We start from the raw sequence: 23,158 nt of genomic DNA on the forward strand, positions 1-23,158 counted from the left end.
AGCTTCATCGCTGCCGCCGAGCCGATGCGTCGCGGCACCACCTCGCTTCCGCGGGGGCGGACTTATGGGGCGCGGCACCACCTCTCTTCGGTCATCCCAGGGCTTGACCCTGGGATCCATGCGGCTGGCACTGCGGGAAGAGCGCTGGCATCTTCTCGTAGGGAAGGAATTGAAGCCGCGTGCTTGGCTGTGGATCCCAGGGTCAAGCCCTGGGATGACGGAGTGTGGGGTGGCGATGTTGCCAAACGCACCGCCGGCGCAGCTTGAGAACCGGCGCAGCTTGTGAGACCTCGCTTTCGCCGAGGCTTGTGTGGGGTCGCTTTGCCGAAGCTTCCTCACCGCTGCTGAGCCGACGCGTCGCGGCACCACCTCGCCTCCGCGCTGGCGGCCAAATACATCCCGCCACCACCTCTCGTCCGCGCCGGCTTGTGCGTGCCGGCACCACCTCTCCTCCGTCATCCCAGGGCTTGACCCTGGGATCCATGAGGCTGGCGCTGAGCAGCAATGGCCACCCACCGCAGAGAAATTGAAGCCGCGTGCCAGGTCGTGGATCCCAGGGTCAAGCCCTGGGACGACGGAGGGTGGGGTTGGCGTCCTCGCCAAACGCCGATGACCGGCTCCCGGAGGGATTCCAGCGAGACCAGTGCCGCAGCGGTTCAACTCGCCGGCGCCGTTTCCCTCTTCCTCAGCCCGAGACCGAGAACCAGCGGCACGGCGAGCGCATAGACGGCGACGACCGACAGCCAGATGACGCCCGGCCAGTCCTGCCGGACGAGGAAATAGAGGCTGGAAAAGCCGAGCGGCGCCACGATCGAGGCGAGGCTGACGGCCGAGGCGAGCACGCCCTGGAATTGGCCTTGCCTGGATTCGTCCACCTGCCGGGTGGCGAGCGACTGCAGCGCCGGTACGCCGATGCCGCCGAGCGTGAAGACCGGCATGATCGCGAAGATCATCCAGCTGCGGTCGGCAAAGGCCATGACGGTGAGCGCGAGCGAGACGCCGGCGATGCCGCTCAGGATCGCCCCGCGTTCGCCGAGCAGCCGGACCGCCGGTCCCGGCAGGAAGGCCTGGGCCAGCGCCTGGCAGAGGCCGAAGGCGCCGAGCGACAGGCCGATCGCAAGCCCGTTCCAGTGGAAGGCGTCGCTTCCCCAGAGCGCCCAGCAGGTGCCGTAGGCCTCGCCGGTGGCGCTGAAGATGAAAAAGAGGATGACAACCGGCAGCCGGCTCCTGACCGCCAGCACCGAGCGCAGCGGCCGGAGCGGATTGAGCGCGGCAAGGTCGATCCTCGCGCGGCTGCCCCGGCGCGATTCCGGCAGGATGAAGCAGGCGAGCAGCAGGTTGGCGCCGTTGAGTGCGGCGGCCGCGATGAAGGGCAGCCGCAGCCAGTGATCGCCGAGCACGCCGCCGAGGACCGGGCCGATGATGAAGCCGAGGCCGAACATGGCGTTGAACAGGCCGAACCGGCGGGCGCGTTTTTCCTCCGGCGAGATGTCGGTGATATAGGCGGTGGCCACCGAGACGTTGGCGCTCGTCAGCCCCGCGACCGCCCGGCCGATGAAGAGCAGCAGCAGGTTGGGCGCGAGCGCCAGGAACAGGTAGTTGACGGCTGCACCGGCAAGCGAAAGCAGCAGCAAGGGCCGCCGGCCGAGCCGGTCGCTCAGCGCCCCGAGCACCGGCGCGAAAATGAACTGCATCACCGCGTAAAGCGCGGTCATAGCGCCGATATAGGGGGCGACGTCGCCACTGTGGGTGATGTCCTGGAGCAGCGACGGCAGGATGGGGAAGATGAGCCCGATGCCGATGGCATCGAGGACAATGGCGGTAAAGATGACGATAAGGGATCTGGTCATGGGTGCGTTCCACGGTCGACGCAAGCCGGGAGGCTCGCCAGCGCTTCCCTGATTTCGTTCAAATCACGGAATTGCGTCGCGACGCCGAGGGCTCACGATGAGGCCTGATCTCGTCAGGCGCTGGTTTCAGGGAGTGCTGGCCGAACCATGGCTGAAGCGCATGGCCGGCGTGTGCTCGACCGCCTGGACGACCCATTCGTCCACCTGTTTACTCCGCCACTGAGCGGATCAAGGGAGGCAGTCGCTTTTCGCGACGGGCAAGACATACGCCGGATGGTTGCGTGCGGCAAGCCCGTTTTTGTGCGGGGATGGTTGCGGCTGTGATGCTTTGTGGCGCCGCGCTCACGGTTCGCTTCGCGCCCTGACGAGGCTTTTGGTCCCCGGCACTACCTCTCCTCCTCCATCCCGGGCACCACCTCTCCTCCGTCATCCCAGGGCTTGACCCTGGGATCCATGCGACTGGGACGAGGTGGATCGGGGCAAAGAAATAGCAGTCCGCGCGTCCTTGGTTGTGGATCCCAGGGTCAAGCCCTGGGACGACGGAGAGTGTGGTTGGCTTTGTTGCCAGACGCACCGGCGATGCAGCTCGCGGCACCACGTCTGCCCCTCCATCCGCAGCACCACTTCTCCTCCGTCATCCCAGTACCGCCGATCTCCAGGCAGGAAAGCGCGTCGCGTCCCCCCGCCCATCGCGCCATCATCAACGATACGACCCCGATGACGCGTTTCGCCTGTCGTTCGGCGCAGATGAGGTTGTCTCGGCGGAACAGTCGCTTCACCATGAAGGCAACTTCAGCTCCGCAAACAGACAGGCAGGCCATGACAGATATCGCGCAGATGCAGGAACAGCGATTGAGCGCCCTTCGACAGACCGCGTCGGGCGCGCCGAAGCTGCCGTCCAACCCGTTCTTCGGCGTCGGGCCGATCACCGATGCGACGACCGATGAAGTCGATAGCCGCCTGCGGCGCATCGCCTTCGACGCCTGGATCGAAAAGACCTATCGCAAGTTCGACGATCGGGGCAACGATATCGGCGGCTTCACCACGGCCGAGATTTCCCGCAGCATGCATCGCGGCTATCCGGCCGACAAGATCCTGACCGACATGATGCGGGCGATCCATCGCTATTTCGGTTTTCCCAAGGTCAACCGCATGGCGGTCGGGCTCGGTGGCGGCCATAGCGGCTTCACCGTCTGCATCCAGCACCTGATGAATGCCAACGACGCTTCCCAGCGCGTCTATGTCGATACGCCGCGGCCGGAGAGCGATCCGTCGAAGGCCGCCGGCTTCTTCCGCCAGTCCTGGGCGACACAGCTGATCGAGATGCAGCGTTTCGCCGAAAAGGGCTGCGAGAGCCGCATTCATTTCGCCGCCTCCGAAGGCGTGATCCCCACGGCGGGCGAACTTGCCGACCTCGGCGTGTCGATCTTCGTCGGCGTCGGCCACGAGACGACGGGGGCCAATGCCTATACCAGCGGCGAGATCCGCGAGCTCTTGAGCTGGCTCGACGGCGACCCGGCCAACCGCCATGCGGTGTTCGACGCCACCTCGATGCTCGGCGCCATGCCGTGGGAGCCGGAACTGGTCAGCGCCGTGATGGCGAAATGCTGCCTGTTCATGCCGTTCCAGAAGGCGATCGGCGGCATCTCGGGCTATTTCGTCGCCTCCTTCACGCCGCATGCGCTGGCGCTGATCGAGAAGAACCAGCAGGATCCGGCCTGGGCGATCCCGCGCCAGCTGAAGATCGCCCCGCCGATCGATCCGCGCCAGCCGTTTTCGGCCAAGCGCTCCGTCGATGCCGGCCCATTCTACGATGCGGCTGAAGACCGCATGCTCGGCGGCGTCATCAACACCTACAGCGCGCTCGCCTTTGCCGAGACCACTTTCGGCCTGCTGCAGTCGGAGGCCCGGGTCGGTTCCGTCGTCGAGCTCAACCGCCGCTCCGCCGCCAATCGCGCCGTCATCGACGAATGGGTCAAGTCGCATCCGCTGCTGTCCTTGACCGTCACCGATGCCGAACGGCGCGGGGCGGCGGTGACGCTGCTGAAGGTCGAGGACGCCGATATCACCGATCCCGCCATCCACGCCCGCATCATCGCCCGTTCCAAGCAGCTGCTCGGCTATGAGGGCATCACCCATCCGAACGGCGAATACGAGCCCGGCCTCGACGCGGCCCGCTACGTCAACGCCTTCCCCGGCACGCCGGGCGATTACCGCGCCTGGGTCGGCGGCATCCGCGAACCGGACGATGTCGTCGCGCTGCTTGATAATCTGCAATACGCCTATCTCAGAGCCAAGATCGTCGTGCTCGAGGAGGAGCTGGCAAGGAACGGCGTCACCTTCGAAGCGCCCGTCAAGGCCGATGGCGCCGTGCGCAAGGACGATCCGCACCGCGCTTATACCGTGCTGATCGCCGATCTGGTGGGCTTACGCTTCGGCGCCGACGGCGAGCCTGATTATAGCGAGGTCAAGGCCTATATCGAGGGGAAGGGCGGCAGCTTCCATCTCGGCCCGCTCGGTGATCGCGCCAGCCTCGAAAAGGGCCGCATCCATTTCTTCTATCAGCCGAACCTCAGCACCGAGGCGGAGATCCTGCCGCAGACCGACAAGGGCCAGTACGACGCGCTGATTGCGGCGGCGACCTTCATTCCCAAGGCCTCGGTCTTTCCGCTCGGCGGCGTGCGCATCGGCGCCGGCACCGGCAATATGGGCTCGGCCTCCTGGGGCGGCGGCAATGGCGAGGGCGGCACTGCGGCCCTGATGAACACGCCCGGCATCAACAGCCGGGCGACCGCCCAGATGGTGATGAAGGCGATCCTGAAGGTCGTTCCCGACCTGCCGGTCGACCGGCTGCACCGGATGGTCGCCGGCGGCGATTTCGATACCGGCCGCCAGCTCAAGGATTTTCCGACGGCAAAGCTCGAGGGCCGCAAGCTCGCCGTTCTCGGCTACGGCAATATCGGCCGTGAAGTCGCCAAGCTCGCCAAGGCCTTCGGCATGAAAGTGGCGATCTATGCCCGCGAGCATCACAGGCGCTGGATCGAGGCGGAAGGCTTCGACTATGCCGCAAGCCCGGTCGAAGCCGCAAGCGGCGCCGATGTGCTCTCCGTCCATATCGGCCTCGGCCGCCTGGACGCATCGACCGGCATCTATTCCAATGCCGGCACCGTCGATGCGCAGGTGCTCTCCGCCATGAAGGACGGCGCGGTGCTGGTCAATTACGACCGCGGCGAAGTCGTCGATGCCGAGGCGCTCGACGCGGCCCTGTCGTCGGGCAAGATCGCCCATGCGGCGATCGACGCCGACCTCTTCCGGGACGCGGCGACCGGCACGCTGAGCGGCCCGATGCTGCCTTACCTGCCGCTCGAGGAGCGCCACAAGGGCAAGCTGGAACTCCTGCCGCACGCCGCCGCCGACACCGACCACCCCTCACGGGTGACCGGCGCCAGGCAGGCGGTCGACCAGATCTTCGACGTCATCCGGTTTAAAACAGTCGTCAATCTCAAGGGCGACCTGCCGGAGGGTTACGTCTCCGGCGGCAGCCGCACGCCGGCCGGCATCGGCAAGGTGACGAAGCAGGTGGTCGCGGAGGCCGGCGGCAAGGCCGCACTTCTGGAAGAGCTGCGCCAGACCTCGGAAAAGATCGCCGCCGTCACCGGCGCGCTGTCCGCCGTCTCCGACCCGGCACACCGCGCGCGGATCGTCGCGCGTTACACCGGCCTTCTGGTCGAAAATGCCGACCGGCAGCGGGCGCTTCTCGATGAGCTCGGCCTCTACGGGCCGGCGGAGGGGTGAGATCCATCGACGCGGATCAGGGGGCCACACGGCACAGGCTGACCTCATCGTTCGCTCCGTGACAACGGGCGCGAACCCGCTGGCCTGAAACAATCTCCAACTGCCATTCATGCGGATGCTTCGAGGCAGAACTTGTGGATCCCAAACGAAAACAGGCGGCACTCAGGGCCGCCTGTCCTCACATGCCGGACGAAGCGTCCGTTATTTCTGTTCGGGCGCCAGGAACTCGGCGCAATAGGACGGGCCGTTGACGCCCGGGATGTCGGCGACGGTGCGGATGTCGCGGATCGTGTAGTCGGAATTGGTGGTGATTTCGGCCTGGCAGCGCAGATAGGCGGTGCGGGCGGCGGAAATCTGCTTGCCGCGCTTGCCGTCGGCGCCCTCGGCATATTTCGCCGGAATGCGCACGGTCTTGTAGCCGCCGCGCCAGGTATAGATGGTGCTCGCACCTTCCTCGCGATCGCTGATCGGCGGCCCGTAGGCGGCAAAGAAGATGCCGGCCGATTTGCCGACCCAGCGGGCCTCGATCGGATTGCCGGCGGAAGGTAAGGTCGTGCATCCGGCAAGCGCAATTGCAATCCCGGCCGCGGTAATGGTGCGGAGTTTCATCGTGTCGTCCCTGATCTCTAGCGCAATGGCTGCGAAGCCGCCGTCGCGACGGTTTCGCCTGTCCCGCCGAGCCCTTTAGCGCGGAACCCGGCAAAAGAAAATTGCCCCTTTTGCACTTCCGTTCGATTTGCTTGCGGTGTGTCTTTTTGCAAGCAGCGGCCTCTTCCGGCCGCTGTCATCAACCCGTCAAAAAATCCCTCGGCTTTTTGAAATTTGGTGCTTGTGCAACCAGATAGGCTGTTCTATAGAAGCGCCGCTGGTCACGGAGTGTAGCGCAGTCTGGTAGCGCACCACGTTCGGGACGTGGGGGTCGAGTGTTCGAATCACTCCACTCCGACCAGCTAGAAACCCCGCCACGGCGGGGTTTTTCATTTTCTGGTGTTGCCGCTCGGGAAGAAACGGCAACGAATGCGGCAATGAATGGTCACTTCTTCCTCCCGGCGCGGCCTGTGGTGAACGCTGCACCGACATTTGCCTGGTGGTCGGGATGGTGGTGGCCGTAGGTCTTTTCCAACGTCTCAAGCGTCATGCCGAGGTAGCCTGACGTCTCCCACTTGTCGGCTGCGGCTTGCATCAGCCAAGTGGCTGCGGTGTGCCTCAGCGTATGTCTGACAACGCCTTTCGCATCATCGCCCAGCACCTCATCGACGAGATTCCTGAAGGCGCGCTTCGGGTCCGCCGGCTTGCCATTGTACTCGACAACATATTTGGCGCCCATGCGATGCCAGCGGCGCATGTGTGCGAGCAGCCGGCCGGGCAGGCGGATCGGAGGAGCGCGCTTATTGTCGGCAACTGTCTCACCTTCCCAGGCGCGATAAAAGACGCCGGCATCTAGGTCTATGTACGGCCGGCCTTCTTCTTTGACAAACGAGGCCTGCCAGACGCGAGCAGATCGGCTGCCGGTATAGACGGCGGCAAGCGTGAAGCGGGCAATATGTATGGTCGGACGCCACTTGTTTGGCACGCCACGATATTTGCTGCGCTTGCGGTAGGCCGCCCAAATCAGCTTAGCCATCGTCGACCGCTCGAGGTGCTTGACGCGGCCCTTGGCCTTCGGCGGAAGTGTGACGGTCACGGCTTCCCGAGTGACCTTGTCTGCAATCGCCTGACGGCAAGCAGCGCGGAGATCTTCTAGCTCGCGTCTGGCACCATTCGGCGTCCCTCGCTTCCGGACGTATTCGGCGCAGGTCGCACTCGTAATATCGTCGAGGGTCTTGTCGCCCCAATATGACATGAGGTTTTCAGCGCGAGCCGCGAGCTCTTTCGGCCGGGTCGCTGCATCCTTCTTCAAAGACAGGTAATGCGCCAATACCTCTGCAATCGCAACTTCCGAAGCCGGCCGGTTTTTCGATGGTGTCTGCGTCAGAAACTGCCGGCCGATGTGCTCGGCTAACGCCTTTTCAGCTCCCTCACGATCATGCTCACTGCAGCCTGTGCCGAACTGCTTGCCGCCGTCGAGGATGACCCAGACCGCGGCACGGTCCTTGCTGCCCGGACGGAGCCAGAGGCGGGCAGGTTTGCGATGACGCGACATGCTTGTTTCATCTCCTCTATCGCTCGAAGCGTTGTAAAGTCCTTGCCGGCAATGCGCATAATCATCAGCCGACCGCGCGCAGCTTCCTTGCGAAGCCCGCTCACCGTCATCCCCCCGTGTGGGAAGGCGACGGGCACAATGTCGGCTAGCCGCATGGGGGCGTCAGGCGGCAGATTATCGTTTGCAGCAGTCAGCATCGTCCCTCCGTGAAGTCGTGGGAAGTTTTGTCGGCATCGAGTTGGGATCTGTCTAGAAAATAGACCGGCCGGCGCGGCTCAGTGCAGGAGAGGGTGGTGACCGCGCCGGCCATCGGTGTTCAGTGAGCGCTCGGCCGCGTCATGCGGCGACTGCGACCGAGCGCGTATCGGCCAGGGCGGGCCGAATGAAACCGGAGGCGCATCGAGAGCGAAAACGCGTCCGGCCGCGGCACCGGTTCAAGCGGCGCCGCTGGCCTGCCAGGTGATGGACCGGCAGGATTGAAAAACTTACAAAGTGCACGAGGGATCCGCGCTGAGTTCCTGCGCAAATACCCGGAGCGGCGCGCACGTGGCGCCAATAATCTGGACGCAATATTCGTCTTCGCATCCTATGACCTGCATTCGGCCGGACACGATCGCCTCGTCGCCAGTGCAGACTAAAAAAACGGTTTGGCCAATCTCAAAATCAAAAACATATGCGGGGTTGATAAAGCGTCGTCTTCTTCCGATGAGCGAGCGCGGTAATGCGGTTCTGTCGATTTTGGATGGTGTGGCAAGCATGGCAGGCTCCTCGTGTTGAACTGCGTCAATGTCTGATGTAAGACTTTTTGTCAGACTTCGAACGTCATGTCAACAAAAAATCTAACGTTGGACAAAATGTCGATATCGCCATCTCAATGCCGCGCCGCCCGCGCCCTTGTAGACCTAGATCAGAATGGGCTCGCGGAGCGGGCTTCTGTCTCCCGCGGGGTCGTAATTGATTTCGAGAAGGGCAGGCGCACACCTGGCACGAACAACCTCGCAGCAATCAAAGCGGCGCTCGAAGCGGCCGGTATAACGTTCCTTGCCGACGGAGATGTTTCCACCGGCCCGGGCGTGTCCATCCGCAAATGAAGTTACTCACAACAAGCCAAGCCGCCGAGATGCTGGCCATCTCTGTGCCGACCCTTCGCGCCCTAGTCAGAGCCGGCGAGCTCGCCTTCATCCCTAAAGGCTTAGGGTCAGAACGGCGGCACATGGTTTTCGACCAGGCCGATATCGATGACTACGTGAAGCGGTCTAAGACGCGGCTTGTTCCGGACAGTGAGCCGATACGCGGCCCGGCGACCGATAACGGTTTCTTGGCGCAGCGAAAAGCCAGGCTGGCCGCCAAAGCCGCAGCACGAAAGGCCGCAAGATGATCACCGAACCCCGCCTCATGGGCCGAAAGGATGCCGCAGCTTACTGCGGCATCGCCGAATCGACATTCTCGCTCTGGGTCGCAACCCACAAGATGCCGCCGTGCATCCCAGGCACTCGCAAGTGGGACAGAAGAGCGATTGACGCCAGGCTTGACGAGATCAGCGGTCTCGGCGTGAATGATAATGAAGATCCATACGAAAAGTGGATGCGAGAGAACCCAGCAGATAATTAGCAGAAGTGGCGGCGTTAGGTCGCGCGCGACGGTCGGCGTGATGTCAGCCGGCAGCCTCTTCGGTTTTCGCAGCCACTGCATGATCCTCAATACTAGCTTCGGCAAATGCTTCAGCCGCGTCGGCAAGCTTGAAGAACATTGCAGGCATTTCGTTGCCGTCTCTGTCTTTCTTTATCTCGCCGTTGGCAAACCTGCTGAAACCGTAAGATTCATATATGCTTGCCACTTCTTCATTCGCTGCATGAAGAGCTAGCGCGTAAACGCCGACATTTTCACGCACCAAAAGGCACCGGCGTAGGGCGTCTTCCATTAGGAGGACCCCGAAACCGGGCTCACTGAGGTGTTTGTCACGTGCTATTGCGCCGATGTAAATCGCTGGGACTGGACGATCTTTATATTTTGCATCGGTTTCGTCATTCATACCCGCCTCAAACGTCATAAGAGTCAGCGAATAGAACCCCAAAGGCGAGTTGTCCGTGTCAGTACATGCGACGAAAACTCGCTGCTTATGTGAGGCGTGATTCTCTTCGGCGTATTTCCGGAAGAAGTGCTGTATGGGGCGGTATTTGCATGAAAAAGCCTCTCGAGGATGACCATCGAGAGGCTCGAACCGAACCTGAATTTTTTCCATGCAGATTACTTCGTCGTGACCACATACCGAGAGTGCGCGGAACGCAGGGCAGAAACAAGTCCCTTAGGAGCGCTCGGCTTGGATTCCATCGAATCCACCAGCTGCTTCAGCATTGCCGTATCACGCACTACAGGCTTCGGTGCGAATTCACCGTCCTCTTTTAGCAGCGCAACCATGTTGGCCTCCAACAATTTCAACTTCGGATGATACAATCGCGCGCTTAACGAATTGTTCCGCTGCAGCAATTGATATCGGCTAGAGTAATAGCCGTTGAAAATATGCATAATGCATATCTGGATGTTGCGCAATTAGAATTCAACATAATGTTGAATTGTCAATTCCAATTGATTTCGAATTGACCAATTAAACCTCACACTGGTATGGTCTCGGACCATACCAGTGGACGTCAATTGCGCCATTAACCCATTCTCTTAATAGCAGAATTCATGGCAATTGTCGCGTTAATTGTGAATTGGCCAAACCGTCCCCTAACGCTGCGAAGGCCGCCATAAGCGCCGCCCGCCAGTTTGGAGAAATAGAGAATCTCGGATCGTCAACGGGCTTGCGCTACCATTGATAAGTGGCACCAAGAGGCGACCCGAAGGCCGCCCCTTCTGACGTCACGTGCATTCCGCGCATGTGTCGGATCATCTCGGCCGTAGCCCTATGTCTCTTGTGCTTGCAACTGGTAGTCGAGGACGAAAGCCCCCCCGACTACACAGACATGTTTGCCGGCCACAAGCAGATTGATCGCAGCCTGATAATCATCCCAGGAGATTTCGACGTAATCGCCAGCGATCGGATCGCCGTTGCCGTCATAGGTAGGATTGTTGGTGCCGATCTGGTCTAGTCCGACTGCATAGGGCATTATGCGATCCTCATATAGGCTTTGACGCCGATGTTCTTCATGCGGGTTTCGTTGGCGGTTCTCGGCGTCCCGTTTGTCAAGTCTGTGGTTGGATCTCCAACGCTGATAGGATTTACTGCAGCGTTATTGACGGTGCCGACAGATGCGCCAGCCCCACCTGTAAAGACTGACGAAATAGAGTGTCTATGGCCCTGGAATGCGTCATCTTGGATCGTCCCAGGGGAAATGCTCGGGCGCAGGATACGGGATTCCGTATTGATCAACCGGATTGTTTGGCCGTTCATAGGTGACGGTGCGTAATTGATCACCGCCGTTGCCAGAACCAATGGGGCGGATCCAGAAACGCTCTCGGTCGTGAGCTTGCCGTTGTTGAAAGCGCCCACCCCGGTTAGACCGGATGTCAGTTCTATCCAGACTGTGTCGGTTGTCGATGAAGGCGGAACATCGGCCCCGGTAATGGCCGTGTTTGCGAACAGGACTTCACCAATTCCGCGGGACCGCCATTTTAACGCCTGCAGGAATGTGCTGGCGCTAAGGGCGGCTGATATCGCGTCGTCTGATGTTCCATCGCCATAGGTTATCTTTCCGGTAGCAATGTCGAGCGTTTGGAATAGGTTGTCGTCGGAGCCATCGTAGAAGTAGACCTTCCGCTTACCCGCAGTGGCGGTGGAGACCCAGAACGTGCCGTCGGCTGCATAAGACGGCCGCGACGCTCCCGAGTTGCCACTGAGCAGAGCCCTGAGGCTATCATCCATTCGCGTCGCCATCAGCGTCGGCGAGGCTGGGCCGGTCGTCGGCACGCTAAAGTTTGCTGCTTGGCTCATTTCTTTTCCTTTTTGAAGTGTTAGGCCACGCGCTTCGCGGCGCGGCGCTGGGAACGGTTAAGTGGCTGGCGGAATGGGTCGATCGCTTGCCCGACGGCGTCCTGCTGCCATGTGTGCACGCGCTCGACGCGCGCACCCGAAGCGTCGACTGTGGTCATGTCGACGAACCCGCCGACCCAATGATGCGGGGTTGCTCCTGGCTTGCCCTGCAACATCGTGGGAATGGATGCGACTTCCCGCATCCACGAGAGAACCGAGACGCCGAGCTCCTTGACGAATGACTCTTGGTCTTCACCAAAGCGCGGGCGCCTGTACCCGGCCAGTTTCAGCAGATCGAAGGTCGGCCCGCGCAGTGTGGTCGCTCCAAGGATCTGGAGCTCGAGCGGAACGGTATTCGGCCTGTCTGGCTCGGGGCCAGTCTGGAATCCCAAGTGCAGGATGCCGCGCGTCTCGCTCCACATGGTCATTGCCGCGACTACGTCGTTGCCCGGGACGCGTGGCAGATCCGCGTAGCTATCCTGCAGCCCGGCCAGAAAGGCCGGCAGGAATAGGTCGAGGAAGTCGTCGACGCCGAGCCGGTCGACCTGCGCGGCCAGGAAGGTGCGTATTTTCTCGCCGAGCTCAGCGTTACCTTGCGTGGTAACGGCGAAAGGTGCGGTTTGACCGACCGACACTTTCCTGGCGAAACCGCGAGCAATCCCGTCTTTGGTGGTGTACGACGCGCCGTCCGTGAACAGGAACGAGGCATCGCCGGCTTGAATAGCGAAATATGCGCTCACAGGTAAAAATCTCCAAGATCGAGGTTGAAGCTGTGCTCGGCGCCGCAAATCGGCCGCTGGATGGATTCGGCAAACGCCTTGCCTATGTCACCGCCGTTATTGAGCAGGGCATCTTTGAAATCGCCGGCGAAAGATCTGAGATCGCCGCGAAGGTCTTCCGTCCGCAGGTAGCTGCGGATTTGGTTGGCGTCGTCGCCGTGCAGATCCTCCGGCCGGCCGTATTGGCGCAGCATCGTCAAAACCTGCTGATCCTCTTTCGACAGGCTGTTGAACCGCGCCTGGCTGACCAGATCCTGCTGCAGCTTCGTCTTCGAAAGCACGTCGGCATATTGGCCGTATAGCGCGACCTTTTGCTCGATCGCCACCCTTTGCTCTGCGTTCAGCGATCGGCCCTTGTCCTCTGCCTGCTGTAGCAAATCCAACCGGAAACGGGCCGTGTCGGCCGCGACGCCATACTTGCCCTGCAGGTCGATCTCTTGGAGCATCTGACCGAGCCGGTCATCGGCCGATTTGAGCAGATCGCGGTAGGCGTTGGCCGCCTTGGTGGCCGCGGTTTCGGCCTGCTTGTCAGCCTTGTCGGCGCCTGGCAGTCCTTCCAGCTCGATGAGCGGCCGGCTCTGTGGCGTCGGGCCGACGGTAGGCGTGAAGGTGCCGGTCTGGTGGGTCTTGCCGTTCTCATCGCGAAAGGTGGCGCCGGCCGCGATGTCCTGCACCGACGTGCCGCCGGCCAGGGCTCTGATCCACTCCTCACGCGCTTGTTTCGATGCGGCAATTGACTTTTGGATCGACTCGGTGATCTTGTCGAACGCATCACGGAAGCCGAGAACCGACTTGACGCCATATTGATCAACGGCAATCGCCAGCATCTGCTGAGCGTTGTTGATGTCGGCGATGGACGCGGTGCCGTTGTCCAGCCGCTCCTTCAGGTCGCTGAAGGCCTTGCCGAAATCGCGAACGAAGGCAGGATCCGCCTGGATGCCGCGAAGACCCCGCATCGCCTCTGCAAACTGGCGATTGATGCCCTCAAGCTTTTCACCGAGTCCTTCCAGCGCCCGCGCGCCAAGGATATCGCCGGCTTCACGGCCGGTGCTAATCTGCTTGGCGCGGTCTAGTTGGTCGACGACCTTGGTGACCGACGGCAGGGCCTCACCCCATGCGGCCGCGGCGTCGCGAATGACCTCATTCTGCTTCTCGATGAGCGGCGTAGTTTTCTTGGCGCCGTCTTCACCTGCAGTGAAATATTGAACCAGCGCGGCGCTGCCGGCGACAAGGCCGATAGTGACCAAAGATATCGGCGACAACAACGAAGCAAACGCGGCAGCGAGGCCAGAGATCGCCTGCTTGCCGCCGCCCATCGTCGCGAGAACCGATGACAACTGAGTGCCTTGCTGAAGCGCAATTTGGAGCGGATTCATCCCCATCGCCGCGGTCACGCCGATGTCTTGAAACTGAGCCGCGATATTAGCGGTCTGGAATGCGCCACCGACGCGATTGTCGTTCGCCGGCATTGCCTCGAGAGCGGCGTTGCGCGCTTTGATGGCGGAGACTTGGGAGGCGAAGGCGATCTTCTCGCGATTGAGCGCCGCCGTCATCTCCGATGCCGAGATGGCACCGATAGCGTGGGCTTGCTTGATCTCCTTCAGGCCTGCCGCATAGGTCTGCTGAGCACCGAACAGCGGATTGTACTTGGCGCGGAGCCGTTCCAATTCCTTGCCCTGGTCGGCGAGCGCTCCGGTCCACTCCTTCGACGCCTTCGTTCCAATGCCGACCATGGCATTGATCCGGTTCTGCATCGTGGAAGAAATCGAGTTGTCGATCGACTTGCCGACGGCCGTGAACTGCTTCTGCACCGATCCCGACAAGCCCGCCAGATCGCGCTCGATGCGCTGGATGCTGCGGCGGAGCGTGGCCTGATCGGTGCTGATCGAAATAATCAGGTCATCGGTATTGTCAGCCATGCGCTGGCCTCCGCACGCCTGATGGCGCGGCTGTCGTCATTGTCATGGTTCTTCTTTCTGATTAACGCCTGAGGTTGCCGACCACGCAGGCGTGTGTTGTTCTGATTGTCTTGGGCTCGACTTCGGGTATCATCGCCGTGCAAGAGGAGGCCAAGAATGAAGAAGGCAACAGGGCGAAGAGGATCATGGTTCGCCAAAGTAGATGGGGAGCAACTGCCCTGCGTTCACAGATACTGGTTAAATAAACTGGACTACCATGATCCATACATCCGCGAGACGGACGGATTGCCTGCTTCCAAGGTTGTCGAATTTGTCGATGCCATCCGAAATGGCGAGCGCGTTATTCTCACAGAGGACACTCCACACATAGGGCCGGAGGGATATCCAACTGGCTTTGCTCGAAGATCGTACGTTGCCGTCTATCAGGTGGAGCAGGTCCGATACGATGAGAGCGACGGTCTGCGGTTCCGTCTTGCGCAACGGCTGGACAGCCTGATGTGATAAGGGCTCGCTAAAAATAGCGATCGGCCAGGTTCCTACAGACCTACCGCCGACGCCTGCCCCGCCGGGCGCCGGGCGGCCCGAAATTCTCTTCGGCCCAAAACGGACGCGGCGGCGGATAGAAGTTGCGATGCAGATTCTCAATGTGCTCTATTACCTCAGAGCCGATCCGGCGCCATGTTTCTTCGGCCAGGGGCTCAGCCGTCTCCTCGGTGAGATCGATCGCGGCGAGATCATCGAAGAAATCGCATCCGCTCTGGAAATAGCCAGACCATGCCTCAACCTCGCCGGCTCGGCGAAGGTTCGCTCGTCTTCGGATAGGCATTAGGCTCGCCTTCCATAGTCACGGGTGCGGGACATCCGCGGCGCTTCAGGTGCGTCGACGCCATCAAGAGCGAGCTCACGAAGCAGCCGCGCGAACGCAATGCGAGCATTTTGCAGAATGCCAACCTCAGGACGCTCTTTGGGCTGACCGAATCGGTCGGTGAAGGTCTGGCCGTCTCTATCGAGAACCTCGCGGGCGAGCTGCGCCTGGTCCCACGCTTCCGCTGCCAGCTGCAGAAGCCGAAGGTGGTGGTCTTCAAGATCAAAATCGGCGAGGACCGTTCGCCACCACTTTTGCGTCGCCGGGCGCAAATGCCCCGGCGCTTTTGGCGGTTTCGCCATCGTTTTTTCACCGTTCTTGAGGGGCTTTTGATGAGAAAATCCCAATGTTGCTGGGCTTTTCGACCGATGGAATATTTTCTGAACCGGGGCGAGGCGCATAAACACGTTGGTGCGACACCGCTACCCTAAGGGAAACGATCGAAAGGCCTTCGATACCCCCTCCCGGCCGGTCAGACGGGATATCCGTCGGCGCCATATCGCACGACCTTGCCGCCTCGCTCCTGGCGCTGCTTGTGTCGCGAGTGGCAGGATGGGCAGAGGCTGGCGAGGTTCTCCGGATTGAAGAACAGGGCGTGATCGCCTTTGTGCGGGATGCGGTGGTCGACCGTGTTCGCTGTAGTTACAACACCGAGCTCGTCGCACATCCAACATAGTGGCTCACGGGCCAGTTGGGCCAGTCTGAGCTGCTTCCACAGCCGTGTGCGATAGAGGGCATGGTACTGCTGAGCCTCAGCGCTGCGTTGCGTCATGGCGTGATGCCTCGGGCTTTCATCGCCGCCTCAACCTTGGTCTTGACGCGCTCGGCCGCGCCATTGCCGGTGGCCACGCGAAAGGTGGCGCTGGTGTCGCTGTAGGCTGGGAACCCGGTCAGCGTGACCTCCGCCAGATCAACATCCTTGATGATACGCAATGGCAAGCGGTTGCCGCCGTCCTGCCACTCTTCGGAACGCACGCGAAAACCGAACGAGCATCCACGTATGTCGCCCCGCCTTACCGTCCCGATTGCTTCCATCCCTGATGGCGTCGTCGGGTCTGGATCGAGATCGAACCAGAGGCCGGTGCTATCTTCCCTGAGGAAGAGTGTGCTTGCGGTGGTGCGGCCAAGGACGCGGCCAGAATCGTGATCGAGCAGCATGACCACGTCTGGATTGTCGCGAAGAGTGCGCGCAAAACAGCCGGGACTCAGCATCTCGCGAAATTCTCCGGCGATGGTCGTTTCACTGCGGAACTTCGCAGCATACCCAGAAATTCGCTCAGCCACCGAGCTTCGCCTCCGCGGCGGCAAGTTTCGCCTCACGCCGGCCGAGTTCTGATTTAGCGCGCAGTTCGCGCGCAATATCGATCGGTTTCGCCTCACTGTGCTGAGCCGCCTTTCCCGGTAGCTTCACGCTCCGGCCCTGGGTCGATGCCTTCTTGTTCGCGCGCTCATACATAGCCATTGTCCTTCGCTTCTTTGGTCACGCGCTGGACATGGCCGTCGTTAGCGTCGCCGAGAAAGCCCAGCGACATCGGGACCAGTGAGGACCATCTGATGTCATTGTCTTCAAATTGAAAGCGGAGCTCATCGTAATCAGCTCGTGCCGCAGCGACGCCCTGGAGTGCGTGGACGACGGCAGCTACGCGGCGACCGTACTCTTTGCGACTGGCTTCCACGACCAATTTGTTGGCCTGAATCCGTTGCTCTTCGAGCCGGCGGCCGATTACGGAGAGTGCGATCTCGATGTCCCGTGCCTCAACCCGAAGCTTCTTCAGCTTCTCTGTCAGACCGTGCTCGGATTCCCCTCCGCTGCCACTCTCGCCGAGAAGCTCCGCGACGTTGTGGGAGTACTGCGCGGGCGGGCGGGCCGCGAGCTTCTCCTCGAGACTGCGCTGTTCGCGAGTGTTGGCCGTTTGCTTGTCGATCAGCAAGCTACGGCGGTTTTCAAGGTCTTTGTAAACTGGATCGAGCTCGGCGAGTGCGGGAACGCGGAACTTCTCGGTCTTCAATGGAAAATCTCCTGCAGAGCGTCCGCCAGAGCGGCGCCATTGATTGTAATTGACTGTCTATGGCCGGCTGATTGCCAATGCCCCGATACAGCCCCGACGGCCAGGAAGCGGTGAATGGATCCGTCTTCGAAATGAACGGCAAGCTCCGGCCAGGTGGAAACGAATTCTAGCTTGAGGCGCCGAATGCCGGTGTCGCCCTCGGCAGCGAGTGCCGCAATCGACTGGAGGTACTCGGTCGCCGAGACTTTGACGCTCGCGGGCGCAGCATCGAGATTGGCGCCTCCAGGAGTAAGTGCGCCGTAGGCTTCCACCGACCGAGGTGCGTGGTGCAGCGGCGCGTCGGCGGCATAGGCAACGACCAGATCGACGACATTGGCGGGAGTGAGTTGTGGCGCGGTGCGCGGTGCGCCGGTGGGAATGACTCCGGCGTTCTGTAGACGTTGCGCCATCGACACCAGACGCCCGCGGCGGAAGCCGAGATGGCGCTCAAGAGCCGCGATCGCCGCGGCGAGAGTGGTTGTCTGCGTCATGCCGCGACCCACTGCAGCTTGTCGCCCGGCGCGGCGTAGATATCGTAGTCCGAGCCGGAGCGAACAAGAAAACGTGTGCCGGTCGTAGCGTCTGGCGTTTTTCCGATCGACACCCACGAATCGGCAGCCGCATTGAACCTGAAAATAGGGTCGCCGGCGATGTCGGATGATGCAGGAGCGACATTGGTGGACACCACGCCGCTGGCCGGCGCCTCGCTCCATGCGATCTTGCCGAAAACGGCCTGCGAAGTGTATCGCGCGGTTTGAGAGCCGGCATAACCGCATACGACGTGAAGGCCTGAAAAAGCCATGGGATTTCCTTATTTTTCTAAGTGATGGGTGAGGAGGCAAAAGAAAAGCCGGCCCCGAAGAGCCAGCTTAGCCACCACCATGTGGTTTGCCGTGCTCGTTCATCCGGAGTCACGGTAAGAAAGGAGCCCGCCACCGGAACTAGATCGACAGGCGAAGATCGCAGCATTTCTGCTGCCTCATATAAATACGTTCCGGCGCAACACTTTAGGGACGATCATGCTGCGATTTCTTGCAGCTTTCGGATGGCCGCATTGATTTTCTCGATCCCGCGGCGTTCTGCTGTCTTGCCCGAATAGCCGAAGGCCTCACCGATCTGCTGGGCCGTGGCGTCGGTGATTGCGGCATCGAGCACCGCGGCGTCTATGCCAAGAGCCAGGCGTACTGCGGCACGCTTCGCATTTCGGTCCATCTCCAATGCGGCCATGTGGTCGCCATTGTCCTGATGTCTCGAGTTTCCCGTCGTGCGCGTTACGCCACCAAGCCAGCCGGCGCCGTCGGCGATCGGGGTGTTGTCATTTGCTGGAAGCAGAAACCGGATCGACTCCCGAGACCGCTTAGGCGGCGCCTTGTATCCCTTGGGCTGCCTAGTGCGCTCCACCGGTGTCTTGCGTCTTCCGCGCGATGTCTCGCCATAGCAAACGAGCTTGCCGGCCCGGAATACAAGATTGCCCAGTTGCACCTGGCCGCCGGCGAACATGAAACCAGGCTTCTGACGGTCCGTGATCGTCCATGTGCCGTTGATCTTCGATGAGACCACCCGGCAGCGCATGCCTGGCGAAGCAGCGTCGAGCATCTCGTCGATGCTGGGGCGCATTTCATGCCGCATATCCGGATCTCCTTCCGGCGCTGCAACATCAGGATCGTTGTCGTTTGCGGTCACCATATGCGGCGGCGCCATCAGCTCCGCGTAACGATAGAGTGTTCTGGCAGCTTCAGGATTTTCCAGCCGTGAGAGACGCTCCGCAGTCGGCCACGCGAGAACCGGCTTTGGATCGTGCGTCGGCAGTGAAGCGACCCAAGCACGACGGGCAGTAAGGTCATGTGCGAATTCGTCGGCGTGACGGGGCACGTTATCGATCGCGGCGACGGGCCGCGCTCTTGATGTCATGATGTAGTTCCTGAGAAAGGGAGGCTTGTTCCGCCCGCTTTTCGCGGGTCTTGATTAGCGGCTGGCCATCGAGGGCCGATACGAGGAGTTCAATGTAAACATACAATTTTGTCAACGGCGGGCGAGGGGGCTGCCGATTTCGAATTTTGCGGATGAGAAAAATTGCCTACCGCGCCGGTCCATTTTTGGATGCCCGAAGGGACGATTGGCACCCCTGCGGCGGGCGCTGTCGATCACGGGATAATCATTCGTAAGCTTTTATGCTGGGTGCGAAAGTGGGTGTATATAAGAAGTCCACCAACGAAAGGATGGACCGTGACCACTATTCAGATCGCCTATCTTCTAATCGCCGCTTCGTACGTTTTCGCCGTCATTGCGCTGGCTGGCGGGCACTGAGGCACACCCCCAAATGCCGGAAAAGTCAAACGTTTCCGCGCGCGCTTGCGCGCACGCGCGAAGAATTCCTGTATTAGCGATAGCTCCGAGTGGCGGCACCGGTCAGTAAGGAAGGGGTGGGAGATATCTGAGGTGCCCTCCCGTGACAACGCGCGCTGAATCAATTCGCGCAAAAGTTTTCTAACGCAAGCCCCAGCTTCTGATAGGATTTGGGGAGATCGGTCATGACCGCATCAGAAAAAAATTCCAATTTTTGTTAGACTGTTGTTGACATGCTGTGGAGAAGCCATTAATAACGCAGCATAGAGAATTTCCCCTAGAAAATTAATATTGCGTTAACGGCGCGACTCGTGCAACAAGAAGGCGTGCGCAGAAATGATTCTGCCACGCCTTGTGTGTTTGCCGCGGACGCTCAGCTTGCCGTGAGGCAAACCGTGCGTCCGAAGCGGTAGTCTGAACATCTCCGAATCTAGCGCCCAAGGTTGTTCTTTTCAAGCTGAGAGAAAGAGCCATTCAAAAATGGCAAAACAACCTCCTCTGCGTCCGGGCGTGGAAGCACCACGCTCCGGCCAATATCAGATCGTTGGACCGCGTGGCGGTGCTGGACCGGAAAGGACCGTCGTTCGCGGCGAGCCTCTCCCGCCTACGCCGAAGCCCGGTTCGAGCTATCGGCTGGTGGACCCCACCAAGCACGGCAAATGATCACTGAAGAGACGGCGGGATTTCTCCCGCCGTTTTTCGTCGACGGCCACTCCATTATCATTCGCCGGCAGAGCCGCATAGTCCGGCTTCGGTAGACCGGCAAGCTCCGTGAATTCTCGCCACGACAGGCGCCGGCCGCGCAGTGGTTTCTCTGGATTGATATCGGTGTTGGTCATCGGTAATCTCCGCTTTTGATAGCGAGCGCCGAGGGATATATGCTCGTATTTCTGAGTGGATTTTTGGTTTGGCTTTTGGCTGTAGGCGCATTGTTGGCGGTCGGTTACGACCACCACAAGCGTGGGCGAAATGTCGTTGCTTTTCTCTGCGCTTCGATTGCCTGGGCGTTATTTAGCCTGCCGTATACTTGGGCAACGATAGACGGCGGCGCGCCACTCGCCCTAGGGCTGCTCGTGAACATCCCCTTAGCCGCGAGTGTTGTTCTGTTGGCGCGCAGCCTGTTCCGTCGTTAGTGATCAGGCCTGGTTGGTAGGCGCCGGCTTCCTGATGAGGTCTGCTTTGTCGAGATATGACGAGCCGTCCGCGGAGCGTATTTCTACAATGTACTTTGGTTCTTCGCCGCTGGCATCGACGCCGACAACGCGGCACGGCTGCCACTCTTGAGCTGTCCGATCGCCCTTAATGACGACCGCGTAGCGGGTGGCTTGGAAGGGGGTGATTGCAAACATTGTTCATCCTGCTGTTGTCTCCTCTGGTTTTCGTTTCGTGCGATCGTGCGTGCTATAGGAAAAGTTCCGCACGCACGATGATGGGGAATGAATTCCCCCATCGTTCGGGTGTGTGTTGTGTTATAAAATCGTGCGCCCGCACGGCATTGTTTTCATTGGATTTTCTTGTTTTTTTGGCAAAATCGTGCGCGGAAATCGTGCGGGCGCACGATCGATGTGATTATCAGTCGCCGTCGTCCATTTCGTGCGGCCTGAAATTCGACTTCCGCACGATATTTTCGGATGCCCTTATGGCGAATGATGCGGCCTGCGCCTCGCGGTGACGATCAGCTTTGATGCCGATAAGGGCATCGTATCCTCCCGCCGTGATCTTCCACTTCCGAGCCTCATATACCACAAGCTTGTCGCGCTTCAGTTTGTCTGTTGCACGCCTTGCCCGATCTTTATGAACGGATCCGTCTTCGCTCCGCCATCCAAGATCTTCGGCTATCGAGCTCAGGGAAGCATTCGCGTCACGGTCCAGGTGCAGGAGTACATCGTCTTCATCTCGTCTAGCCGATGCGGCTACTGCGACAACCTCACCTCTGGACATGTCTCTCGCCAGCACGGTCGGAACGAGCCGCCCGCGGGTATCAACAAGCATTGGTGCCGTCACGCCTTCGAGGCGAAAAATTACAGGATCGAAATCCGCCCCTCGATGCTTGCCCTGCCAATGGAGCTTCACGAGACCGTCGGACTTAGACAGCGTCAGATTGCCGTCGACCTCCGCGATAAATGCACCGCCACCTCGAGGCAGGAGGGCATCGGCCGATGCGTTCTTGGTCGGATGCGCCGCAACTATAACGGCAGGCTCGCCGGGTAGTGTCGTCAGTGTCCGCAGGGTTCGTGCATGCCGTCCAGCTTCGGTGTTTGAGTTCTCGTCAGCGCCGAAGAAAAATGCGGCACTCGTATCAACGATAACAAGATCTGCGCCGCCCAAGGCGATGAGATCGGTGCGTATCAGATCCAGCGTCTCGGCGACGTCAGTGGTGCCTTTGACAAAGTGGACGTCGATGTCTTCGGGATCAAATCCAAGATGATGACCGTACGCAATCCAGCGCATCTGAACGTCATCAGGGTTCTCACCGGCCATGTAGATCACACGCCCCTTCTTCACATCTCTTCCGCCGACGGAGAACCCCATTGCAGTTGCCGCTGCCAGCAACAGCAAAACAGCTGTCTTTCCGGTGCCGGTCGTCCCTGTCAAACTGTAGAAAAAGCGCGACTGAAAGACGCCGTCTAGATGATAGTCAGGGGGAACGAAGCCCCGCACAAAATCGCCGCTCGATATGACACCTGGATAGGGCTTGTTGTCGTTTGCGGCGCGCGGGTTCTTTCGGATAAGGCGCGCGACGCCAGCGTTGAACGCTGTTGCAGCGGCTAGAAAGCGTTCGCCATCCGTGTCCTTGCCGGATTGCAGGTCGATAATTGATTCCTGGAATTCGGTCGCAAGCGTCGAGAAGTCTGTGCTGGCGTAAGCGGTGTTTACCGGCTTAGGCCGCAGCGGCTTCGAATTTAGCGCCATGGGCTGATGTGCCTCCCATCGCCGTCAGAGCGGCGGTTACGATTTCGGCCGCTAGGGCCGGTGCGAACGATGCGGCATGCTTGCCGTAGGCGTTCGGTGCCAAGATCCGGTGATGCCCGTTCGGCAAGCGTCTTAGGGCGAGGTTGAAAAGGCGCAGGTGCGGGCCGATCTGCAGATCGAACTCCGCAAGATCCTGCGGCCGATATGGTGGCCGTATGTTGATGATTTCCATTTTTCTCCTTTCATGACGAAGAGCCCGCCGGTTGCCCGGCAGGTGGTTGAAGTTGATTTGTCTTCGGTGTCTCGCGATCCGGCAAGTTTTGCCAAACCTCGATTGACTTTGGATCGCAATATGAATGTTGCGCGCGAAGTTACGGCAATGATTGGCAACGATTGAGCAGAAAAGAGCGCGTTTAGACACCACGCGCGAGCTCAGGAAACCCCGGGGTTCTGGGCTTTTCGACGCAAACGTTGTTGTTCGGGACGTGGGGGTCGAGTGTTCGAATCACTCCACTCCGACCAGCCGA

The 23,158-nt window shown here is 60.4% G+C and carries 29 protein-coding genes and 1 tRNA gene; 9 read left to right on the top strand and 21 right to left on the bottom strand.

The window, feature by feature from the left end; all coding sequences use genetic code 11:
* Positions 1-656 precede the first annotated feature (656 nt).
* A complete protein-coding gene (locus tag HJC00_RS14360) occupies positions 657-1,850 on the bottom strand; it encodes an MFS transporter (protein WP_221164241.1) in 1,194 nt (397 codons plus the stop codon).
* 819 nt (positions 1,851-2,669) lie between these two features.
* Between HJC00_RS14360 and HJC00_RS14365 the strand changes: the two genes are divergently transcribed.
* Positions 2,670-5,645 carry an NAD(P)-dependent oxidoreductase gene (locus HJC00_RS14365; protein WP_210628864.1) on the top strand — a complete coding sequence of 992 codons (2,976 nt, stop codon included), beginning with the start codon at positions 2,670-2,672 and terminating at the stop codon, positions 5,643-5,645.
* A 201-nt stretch (positions 5,646-5,846) separates the two neighbouring features.
* On the opposite strand, the gene HJC00_RS14370 is transcribed toward HJC00_RS14365, so the two are convergent.
* On the bottom strand, positions 5,847-6,254 hold the full coding sequence (locus tag HJC00_RS14370; protein ID WP_221146754.1) for a hypothetical protein: 408 nt from the start codon (positions 6,252-6,254) through the stop codon (positions 5,847-5,849).
* A gap of 263 nt (positions 6,255-6,517) precedes the next feature.
* Between HJC00_RS14370 and HJC00_RS14375 the strand changes: the two genes are divergently transcribed.
* Positions 6,518-6,594: transfer RNA gene (locus HJC00_RS14375), tRNA-Pro, on the top strand.
* 84 nt (positions 6,595-6,678) lie between these two features.
* Here the strand turns inward: HJC00_RS14375 and HJC00_RS14380 are convergent.
* Together HJC00_RS14380 and HJC00_RS14385 are read right to left on the bottom strand one after the other, a co-directional pair.
* A complete protein-coding gene (locus HJC00_RS14380) occupies positions 6,679-7,788 on the bottom strand; it encodes an integrase (protein ID WP_221164242.1) in 1,110 nt (369 codons plus the stop codon).
* A 485-nt stretch (positions 7,789-8,273) separates the two neighbouring features.
* The gene (locus tag HJC00_RS14385) at positions 8,274-8,546 is read right to left on the bottom strand and encodes a hypothetical protein (RefSeq protein WP_221164243.1); all 273 of its coding nucleotides are present in this window, start codon (positions 8,544-8,546) and stop codon (positions 8,274-8,276) included.
* Between the two features lie 96 nt (positions 8,547-8,642).
* Here HJC00_RS14385 and HJC00_RS14390 point away from each other — a divergent pair, with 96 nt between their 5' ends.
* The 3 genes from HJC00_RS14390 to HJC00_RS14400 are packed head-to-tail and all read left to right on the top strand — an operon-like array spanning position 8,643 to position 9,399.
* Positions 8,643-8,879 carry a helix-turn-helix transcriptional regulator gene (locus tag HJC00_RS14390; RefSeq protein ID WP_259672276.1) on the top strand — a complete coding sequence of 79 codons (237 nt, stop codon included), beginning with the start codon at positions 8,643-8,645 and terminating at the stop codon, positions 8,877-8,879.
* Entirely contained in the window at positions 8,876-9,166 is a 291-nt protein-coding gene (locus HJC00_RS14395) for a helix-turn-helix domain-containing protein (protein ID WP_221164245.1), read from the top strand. The genes HJC00_RS14390 and HJC00_RS14395 overlap by 4 nt, the downstream gene beginning before the upstream one ends.
* A complete protein-coding gene (locus HJC00_RS14400) occupies positions 9,163-9,399 on the top strand; it encodes an AlpA family transcriptional regulator (protein ID WP_221164246.1) in 237 nt (78 codons plus the stop codon). Before HJC00_RS14395 ends, HJC00_RS14400 begins: the two co-directional genes overlap by 4 nt.
* Before the next feature lie 43 nt (positions 9,400-9,442).
* Here HJC00_RS14400 and HJC00_RS14405 read toward each other — a convergent pair whose 3' ends face one another.
* The 6 genes from HJC00_RS14405 to HJC00_RS14430 all read right to left on the bottom strand — a co-directional run bounded on the left by HJC00_RS14405 (position 9,443) and on the right by HJC00_RS14430 (position 14,459).
* A complete protein-coding gene (locus HJC00_RS14405) occupies positions 9,443-10,030 on the bottom strand; it encodes a hypothetical protein (RefSeq protein ID WP_221164247.1) in 588 nt (195 codons plus the stop codon).
* A 5-nt stretch (positions 10,031-10,035) separates the two neighbouring features.
* Positions 10,036-10,314: a hypothetical protein gene (locus HJC00_RS14410; protein ID WP_221164248.1), complete on the bottom strand. Its 279-nt coding sequence runs from the start codon at positions 10,312-10,314 to the stop codon at positions 10,036-10,038.
* A gap of 380 nt (positions 10,315-10,694) precedes the next feature.
* Positions 10,695-10,898, bottom strand: a complete 204-nt coding sequence (locus HJC00_RS14415) for a hypothetical protein (protein ID WP_221164249.1) — start codon at positions 10,896-10,898, stop codon at positions 10,695-10,697.
* Positions 10,898-11,722 (bottom strand): hypothetical protein, encoded by an 825-nt coding sequence (locus HJC00_RS14420; protein WP_221164250.1) that lies wholly within the window; start codon positions 11,720-11,722, stop codon positions 10,898-10,900. Before HJC00_RS14420 ends, HJC00_RS14415 begins: the two co-directional genes overlap by 1 nt.
* 20 nt (positions 11,723-11,742) lie before the next feature.
* Positions 11,743-12,501 (bottom strand): hypothetical protein, encoded by a 759-nt coding sequence (locus HJC00_RS14425; RefSeq protein WP_221164251.1) that lies wholly within the window; start codon positions 12,499-12,501, stop codon positions 11,743-11,745.
* Complete coding sequence (locus HJC00_RS14430) at positions 12,498-14,459, bottom strand: phage tail length tape measure family protein (RefSeq protein WP_221164252.1); 1,962 nt, start codon at positions 14,457-14,459, stop codon at positions 12,498-12,500. Before HJC00_RS14430 ends, HJC00_RS14425 begins: the two co-directional genes overlap by 4 nt.
* Positions 14,460-14,615: 156 nt before the next feature.
* Between HJC00_RS14430 and HJC00_RS14435 the strand changes: the two genes are divergently transcribed.
* Positions 14,616-14,960, top strand: coding sequence for a hypothetical protein (locus HJC00_RS14435; protein ID WP_221164253.1), 345 nt, complete (start codon positions 14,616-14,618; stop codon positions 14,958-14,960).
* A 130-nt stretch (positions 14,961-15,090) separates the two neighbouring features.
* Complete coding sequence (locus HJC00_RS14440; protein WP_221164254.1) at positions 15,091-15,288, top strand: hypothetical protein; 198 nt, start codon at positions 15,091-15,093, stop codon at positions 15,286-15,288.
* On the opposite strand, the gene HJC00_RS14445 is transcribed toward HJC00_RS14440, so the two are convergent.
* The 9 genes from HJC00_RS14445 to HJC00_RS14485 form a co-directional block, all read right to left on the bottom strand.
* Positions 15,285-15,725, bottom strand: a complete 441-nt coding sequence (locus tag HJC00_RS14445) for a P27 family phage terminase small subunit (RefSeq protein WP_259672277.1) — start codon at positions 15,723-15,725, stop codon at positions 15,285-15,287. The two genes, HJC00_RS14440 and HJC00_RS14445, sit on opposite strands and share 4 nt — an antisense overlap.
* 71 nt (positions 15,726-15,796) lie before the next feature.
* Positions 15,797-16,096, bottom strand: coding sequence for an HNH endonuclease signature motif containing protein (locus HJC00_RS14450; RefSeq protein ID WP_221164255.1), 300 nt, complete (start codon positions 16,094-16,096; stop codon positions 15,797-15,799).
* Complete coding sequence (locus HJC00_RS14455; RefSeq protein WP_311044181.1) at positions 16,093-16,608, bottom strand: HK97 family phage prohead protease; 516 nt, start codon at positions 16,606-16,608, stop codon at positions 16,093-16,095. Before HJC00_RS14455 ends, HJC00_RS14450 begins: the two co-directional genes overlap by 4 nt.
* A complete protein-coding gene (locus HJC00_RS14460) occupies positions 16,601-16,780 on the bottom strand; it encodes a hypothetical protein (protein WP_221164256.1) in 180 nt (59 codons plus the stop codon). The genes HJC00_RS14455 and HJC00_RS14460 overlap by 8 nt, the downstream gene beginning before the upstream one ends.
* Positions 16,773-17,333, bottom strand: coding sequence for a hypothetical protein (locus tag HJC00_RS14465; RefSeq protein WP_221164257.1), 561 nt, complete (start codon positions 17,331-17,333; stop codon positions 16,773-16,775). Before HJC00_RS14465 ends, HJC00_RS14460 begins: the two co-directional genes overlap by 8 nt.
* Positions 17,330-17,863, bottom strand: a complete 534-nt coding sequence (locus HJC00_RS14470; protein ID WP_221164258.1) for a hypothetical protein — start codon at positions 17,861-17,863, stop codon at positions 17,330-17,332. The genes HJC00_RS14465 and HJC00_RS14470 overlap by 4 nt, the downstream gene beginning before the upstream one ends.
* The gene (locus tag HJC00_RS14475; protein ID WP_221164259.1) at positions 17,860-18,174 is read right to left on the bottom strand and encodes a hypothetical protein; all 315 of its coding nucleotides are present in this window, start codon (positions 18,172-18,174) and stop codon (positions 17,860-17,862) included. Before HJC00_RS14475 ends, HJC00_RS14470 begins: the two co-directional genes overlap by 4 nt.
* Positions 18,175-18,389: 215 nt before the next feature.
* Positions 18,390-19,073 carry a hypothetical protein gene (locus HJC00_RS14480; protein WP_221164260.1) on the bottom strand — a complete coding sequence of 228 codons (684 nt, stop codon included), beginning with the start codon at positions 19,071-19,073 and terminating at the stop codon, positions 18,390-18,392.
* A 1,271-nt stretch (positions 19,074-20,344) separates the two neighbouring features.
* Positions 20,345-20,557, bottom strand: a complete 213-nt coding sequence (locus tag HJC00_RS14485; protein ID WP_221164261.1) for a hypothetical protein — start codon at positions 20,555-20,557, stop codon at positions 20,345-20,347.
* Positions 20,558-20,596: 39 nt separating this feature from the next.
* On the opposite strand from HJC00_RS14485, the gene HJC00_RS14490 reads away from it, so the two are divergent.
* Positions 20,597-20,851 carry a hypothetical protein gene (locus tag HJC00_RS14490; RefSeq protein WP_221164262.1) on the top strand — a complete coding sequence of 85 codons (255 nt, stop codon included), beginning with the start codon at positions 20,597-20,599 and terminating at the stop codon, positions 20,849-20,851.
* A 3-nt stretch (positions 20,852-20,854) separates the two neighbouring features.
* Here the strand turns inward: HJC00_RS14490 and HJC00_RS14495 are convergent, their stop codons facing one another.
* Positions 20,855-21,067, bottom strand: a complete 213-nt coding sequence (locus HJC00_RS14495; protein WP_221164263.1) for a hypothetical protein — start codon at positions 21,065-21,067, stop codon at positions 20,855-20,857.
* 223 nt (positions 21,068-21,290) lie between these two features.
* The gene (locus tag HJC00_RS14500) at positions 21,291-22,631 is read right to left on the bottom strand and encodes an AAA family ATPase (protein WP_221164264.1); all 1,341 of its coding nucleotides are present in this window, start codon (positions 22,629-22,631) and stop codon (positions 21,291-21,293) included.
* A 157-nt stretch (positions 22,632-22,788) separates the two neighbouring features.
* Between HJC00_RS14500 and HJC00_RS14505 the strand changes: the two genes are divergently transcribed.
* Complete coding sequence (locus HJC00_RS14505) at positions 22,789-23,028, top strand: hypothetical protein (RefSeq protein ID WP_221164265.1); 240 nt, start codon at positions 22,789-22,791, stop codon at positions 23,026-23,028.
* Positions 23,029-23,158: the final 130 nt, after the last annotated feature.

The sequence above is a fragment of the Rhizobium sp. NLR22b genome (genome assembly GCF_019685295.1).
GTDB lineage: Bacteria > Pseudomonadota > Alphaproteobacteria > Rhizobiales > Rhizobiaceae > Rhizobium.

Coding starts and splice junctions, on each gene's coding strand:
- HJC00_RS14360 (WP_221164241.1), bottom strand. CDS start 1,850: ATGACCAGATCCCTTATCGTCATCTTTACCGCCATTGTCCTCGATGCC.
- HJC00_RS14365 (WP_210628864.1), top strand. CDS start 2,670: ATGACAGATATCGCGCAGATGCAGGAACAGCGATTGAGCGCCCTTCGA.
- HJC00_RS14370 (WP_221146754.1), bottom strand. CDS start 6,254: ATGAAACTCCGCACCATTACCGCGGCCGGGATTGCAATTGCGCTTGCC.
- HJC00_RS14380 (WP_221164242.1), bottom strand. CDS start 7,788: ATGTCGCGTCATCGCAAACCTGCCCGCCTCTGGCTCCGTCCGGGCAGC.
- HJC00_RS14385 (WP_221164243.1), bottom strand. CDS start 8,546: ATGCTTGCCACACCATCCAAAATCGACAGAACCGCATTACCGCGCTCG.
- HJC00_RS14390 (WP_259672276.1), top strand. CDS start 8,643: ATGTCGATATCGCCATCTCAATGCCGCGCCGCCCGCGCCCTTGTAGAC.
- HJC00_RS14395 (WP_221164245.1), top strand. CDS start 8,876: ATGAAGTTACTCACAACAAGCCAAGCCGCCGAGATGCTGGCCATCTCT.
- HJC00_RS14400 (WP_221164246.1), top strand. CDS start 9,163: ATGATCACCGAACCCCGCCTCATGGGCCGAAAGGATGCCGCAGCTTAC.
- HJC00_RS14405 (WP_221164247.1), bottom strand. CDS start 10,030: ATGGAAAAAATTCAGGTTCGGTTCGAGCCTCTCGATGGTCATCCTCGA.
- HJC00_RS14410 (WP_221164248.1), bottom strand. CDS start 10,314: ATGCATATTTTCAACGGCTATTACTCTAGCCGATATCAATTGCTGCAG.
- HJC00_RS14415 (WP_221164249.1), bottom strand. CDS start 10,898: ATGCCCTATGCAGTCGGACTAGACCAGATCGGCACCAACAATCCTACC.
- HJC00_RS14420 (WP_221164250.1), bottom strand. CDS start 11,722: ATGAGCCAAGCAGCAAACTTTAGCGTGCCGACGACCGGCCCAGCCTCG.
- HJC00_RS14430 (WP_221164252.1), bottom strand. CDS start 14,459: ATGGCTGACAATACCGATGACCTGATTATTTCGATCAGCACCGATCAG.
- HJC00_RS14435 (WP_221164253.1), top strand. CDS start 14,616: ATGAAGAAGGCAACAGGGCGAAGAGGATCATGGTTCGCCAAAGTAGAT.
- HJC00_RS14440 (WP_221164254.1), top strand. CDS start 15,091: ATGCAGATTCTCAATGTGCTCTATTACCTCAGAGCCGATCCGGCGCCA.
- HJC00_RS14445 (WP_259672277.1), bottom strand. CDS start 15,725: ATGCGCCTCGCCCCGGTTCAGAAAATATTCCATCGGTCGAAAAGCCCA.
- HJC00_RS14450 (WP_221164255.1), bottom strand. CDS start 16,096: ATGACGCAACGCAGCGCTGAGGCTCAGCAGTACCATGCCCTCTATCGC.
- HJC00_RS14460 (WP_221164256.1), bottom strand. CDS start 16,780: ATGTATGAGCGCGCGAACAAGAAGGCATCGACCCAGGGCCGGAGCGTG.
- HJC00_RS14470 (WP_221164258.1), bottom strand. CDS start 17,863: ATGACGCAGACAACCACTCTCGCCGCGGCGATCGCGGCTCTTGAGCGC.
- HJC00_RS14475 (WP_221164259.1), bottom strand. CDS start 18,174: ATGGCTTTTTCAGGCCTTCACGTCGTATGCGGTTATGCCGGCTCTCAA.
- HJC00_RS14480 (WP_221164260.1), bottom strand. CDS start 19,073: ATGGCGCCGCCGCATATGGTGACCGCAAACGACAACGATCCTGATGTT.
- HJC00_RS14485 (WP_221164261.1), bottom strand. CDS start 20,557: ATGACCAACACCGATATCAATCCAGAGAAACCACTGCGCGGCCGGCGC.
- HJC00_RS14490 (WP_221164262.1), top strand. CDS start 20,597: ATGCTCGTATTTCTGAGTGGATTTTTGGTTTGGCTTTTGGCTGTAGGC.
- HJC00_RS14495 (WP_221164263.1), bottom strand. CDS start 21,067: ATGTTTGCAATCACCCCCTTCCAAGCCACCCGCTACGCGGTCGTCATT.
- HJC00_RS14500 (WP_221164264.1), bottom strand. CDS start 22,631: ATGGCGCTAAATTCGAAGCCGCTGCGGCCTAAGCCGGTAAACACCGCT.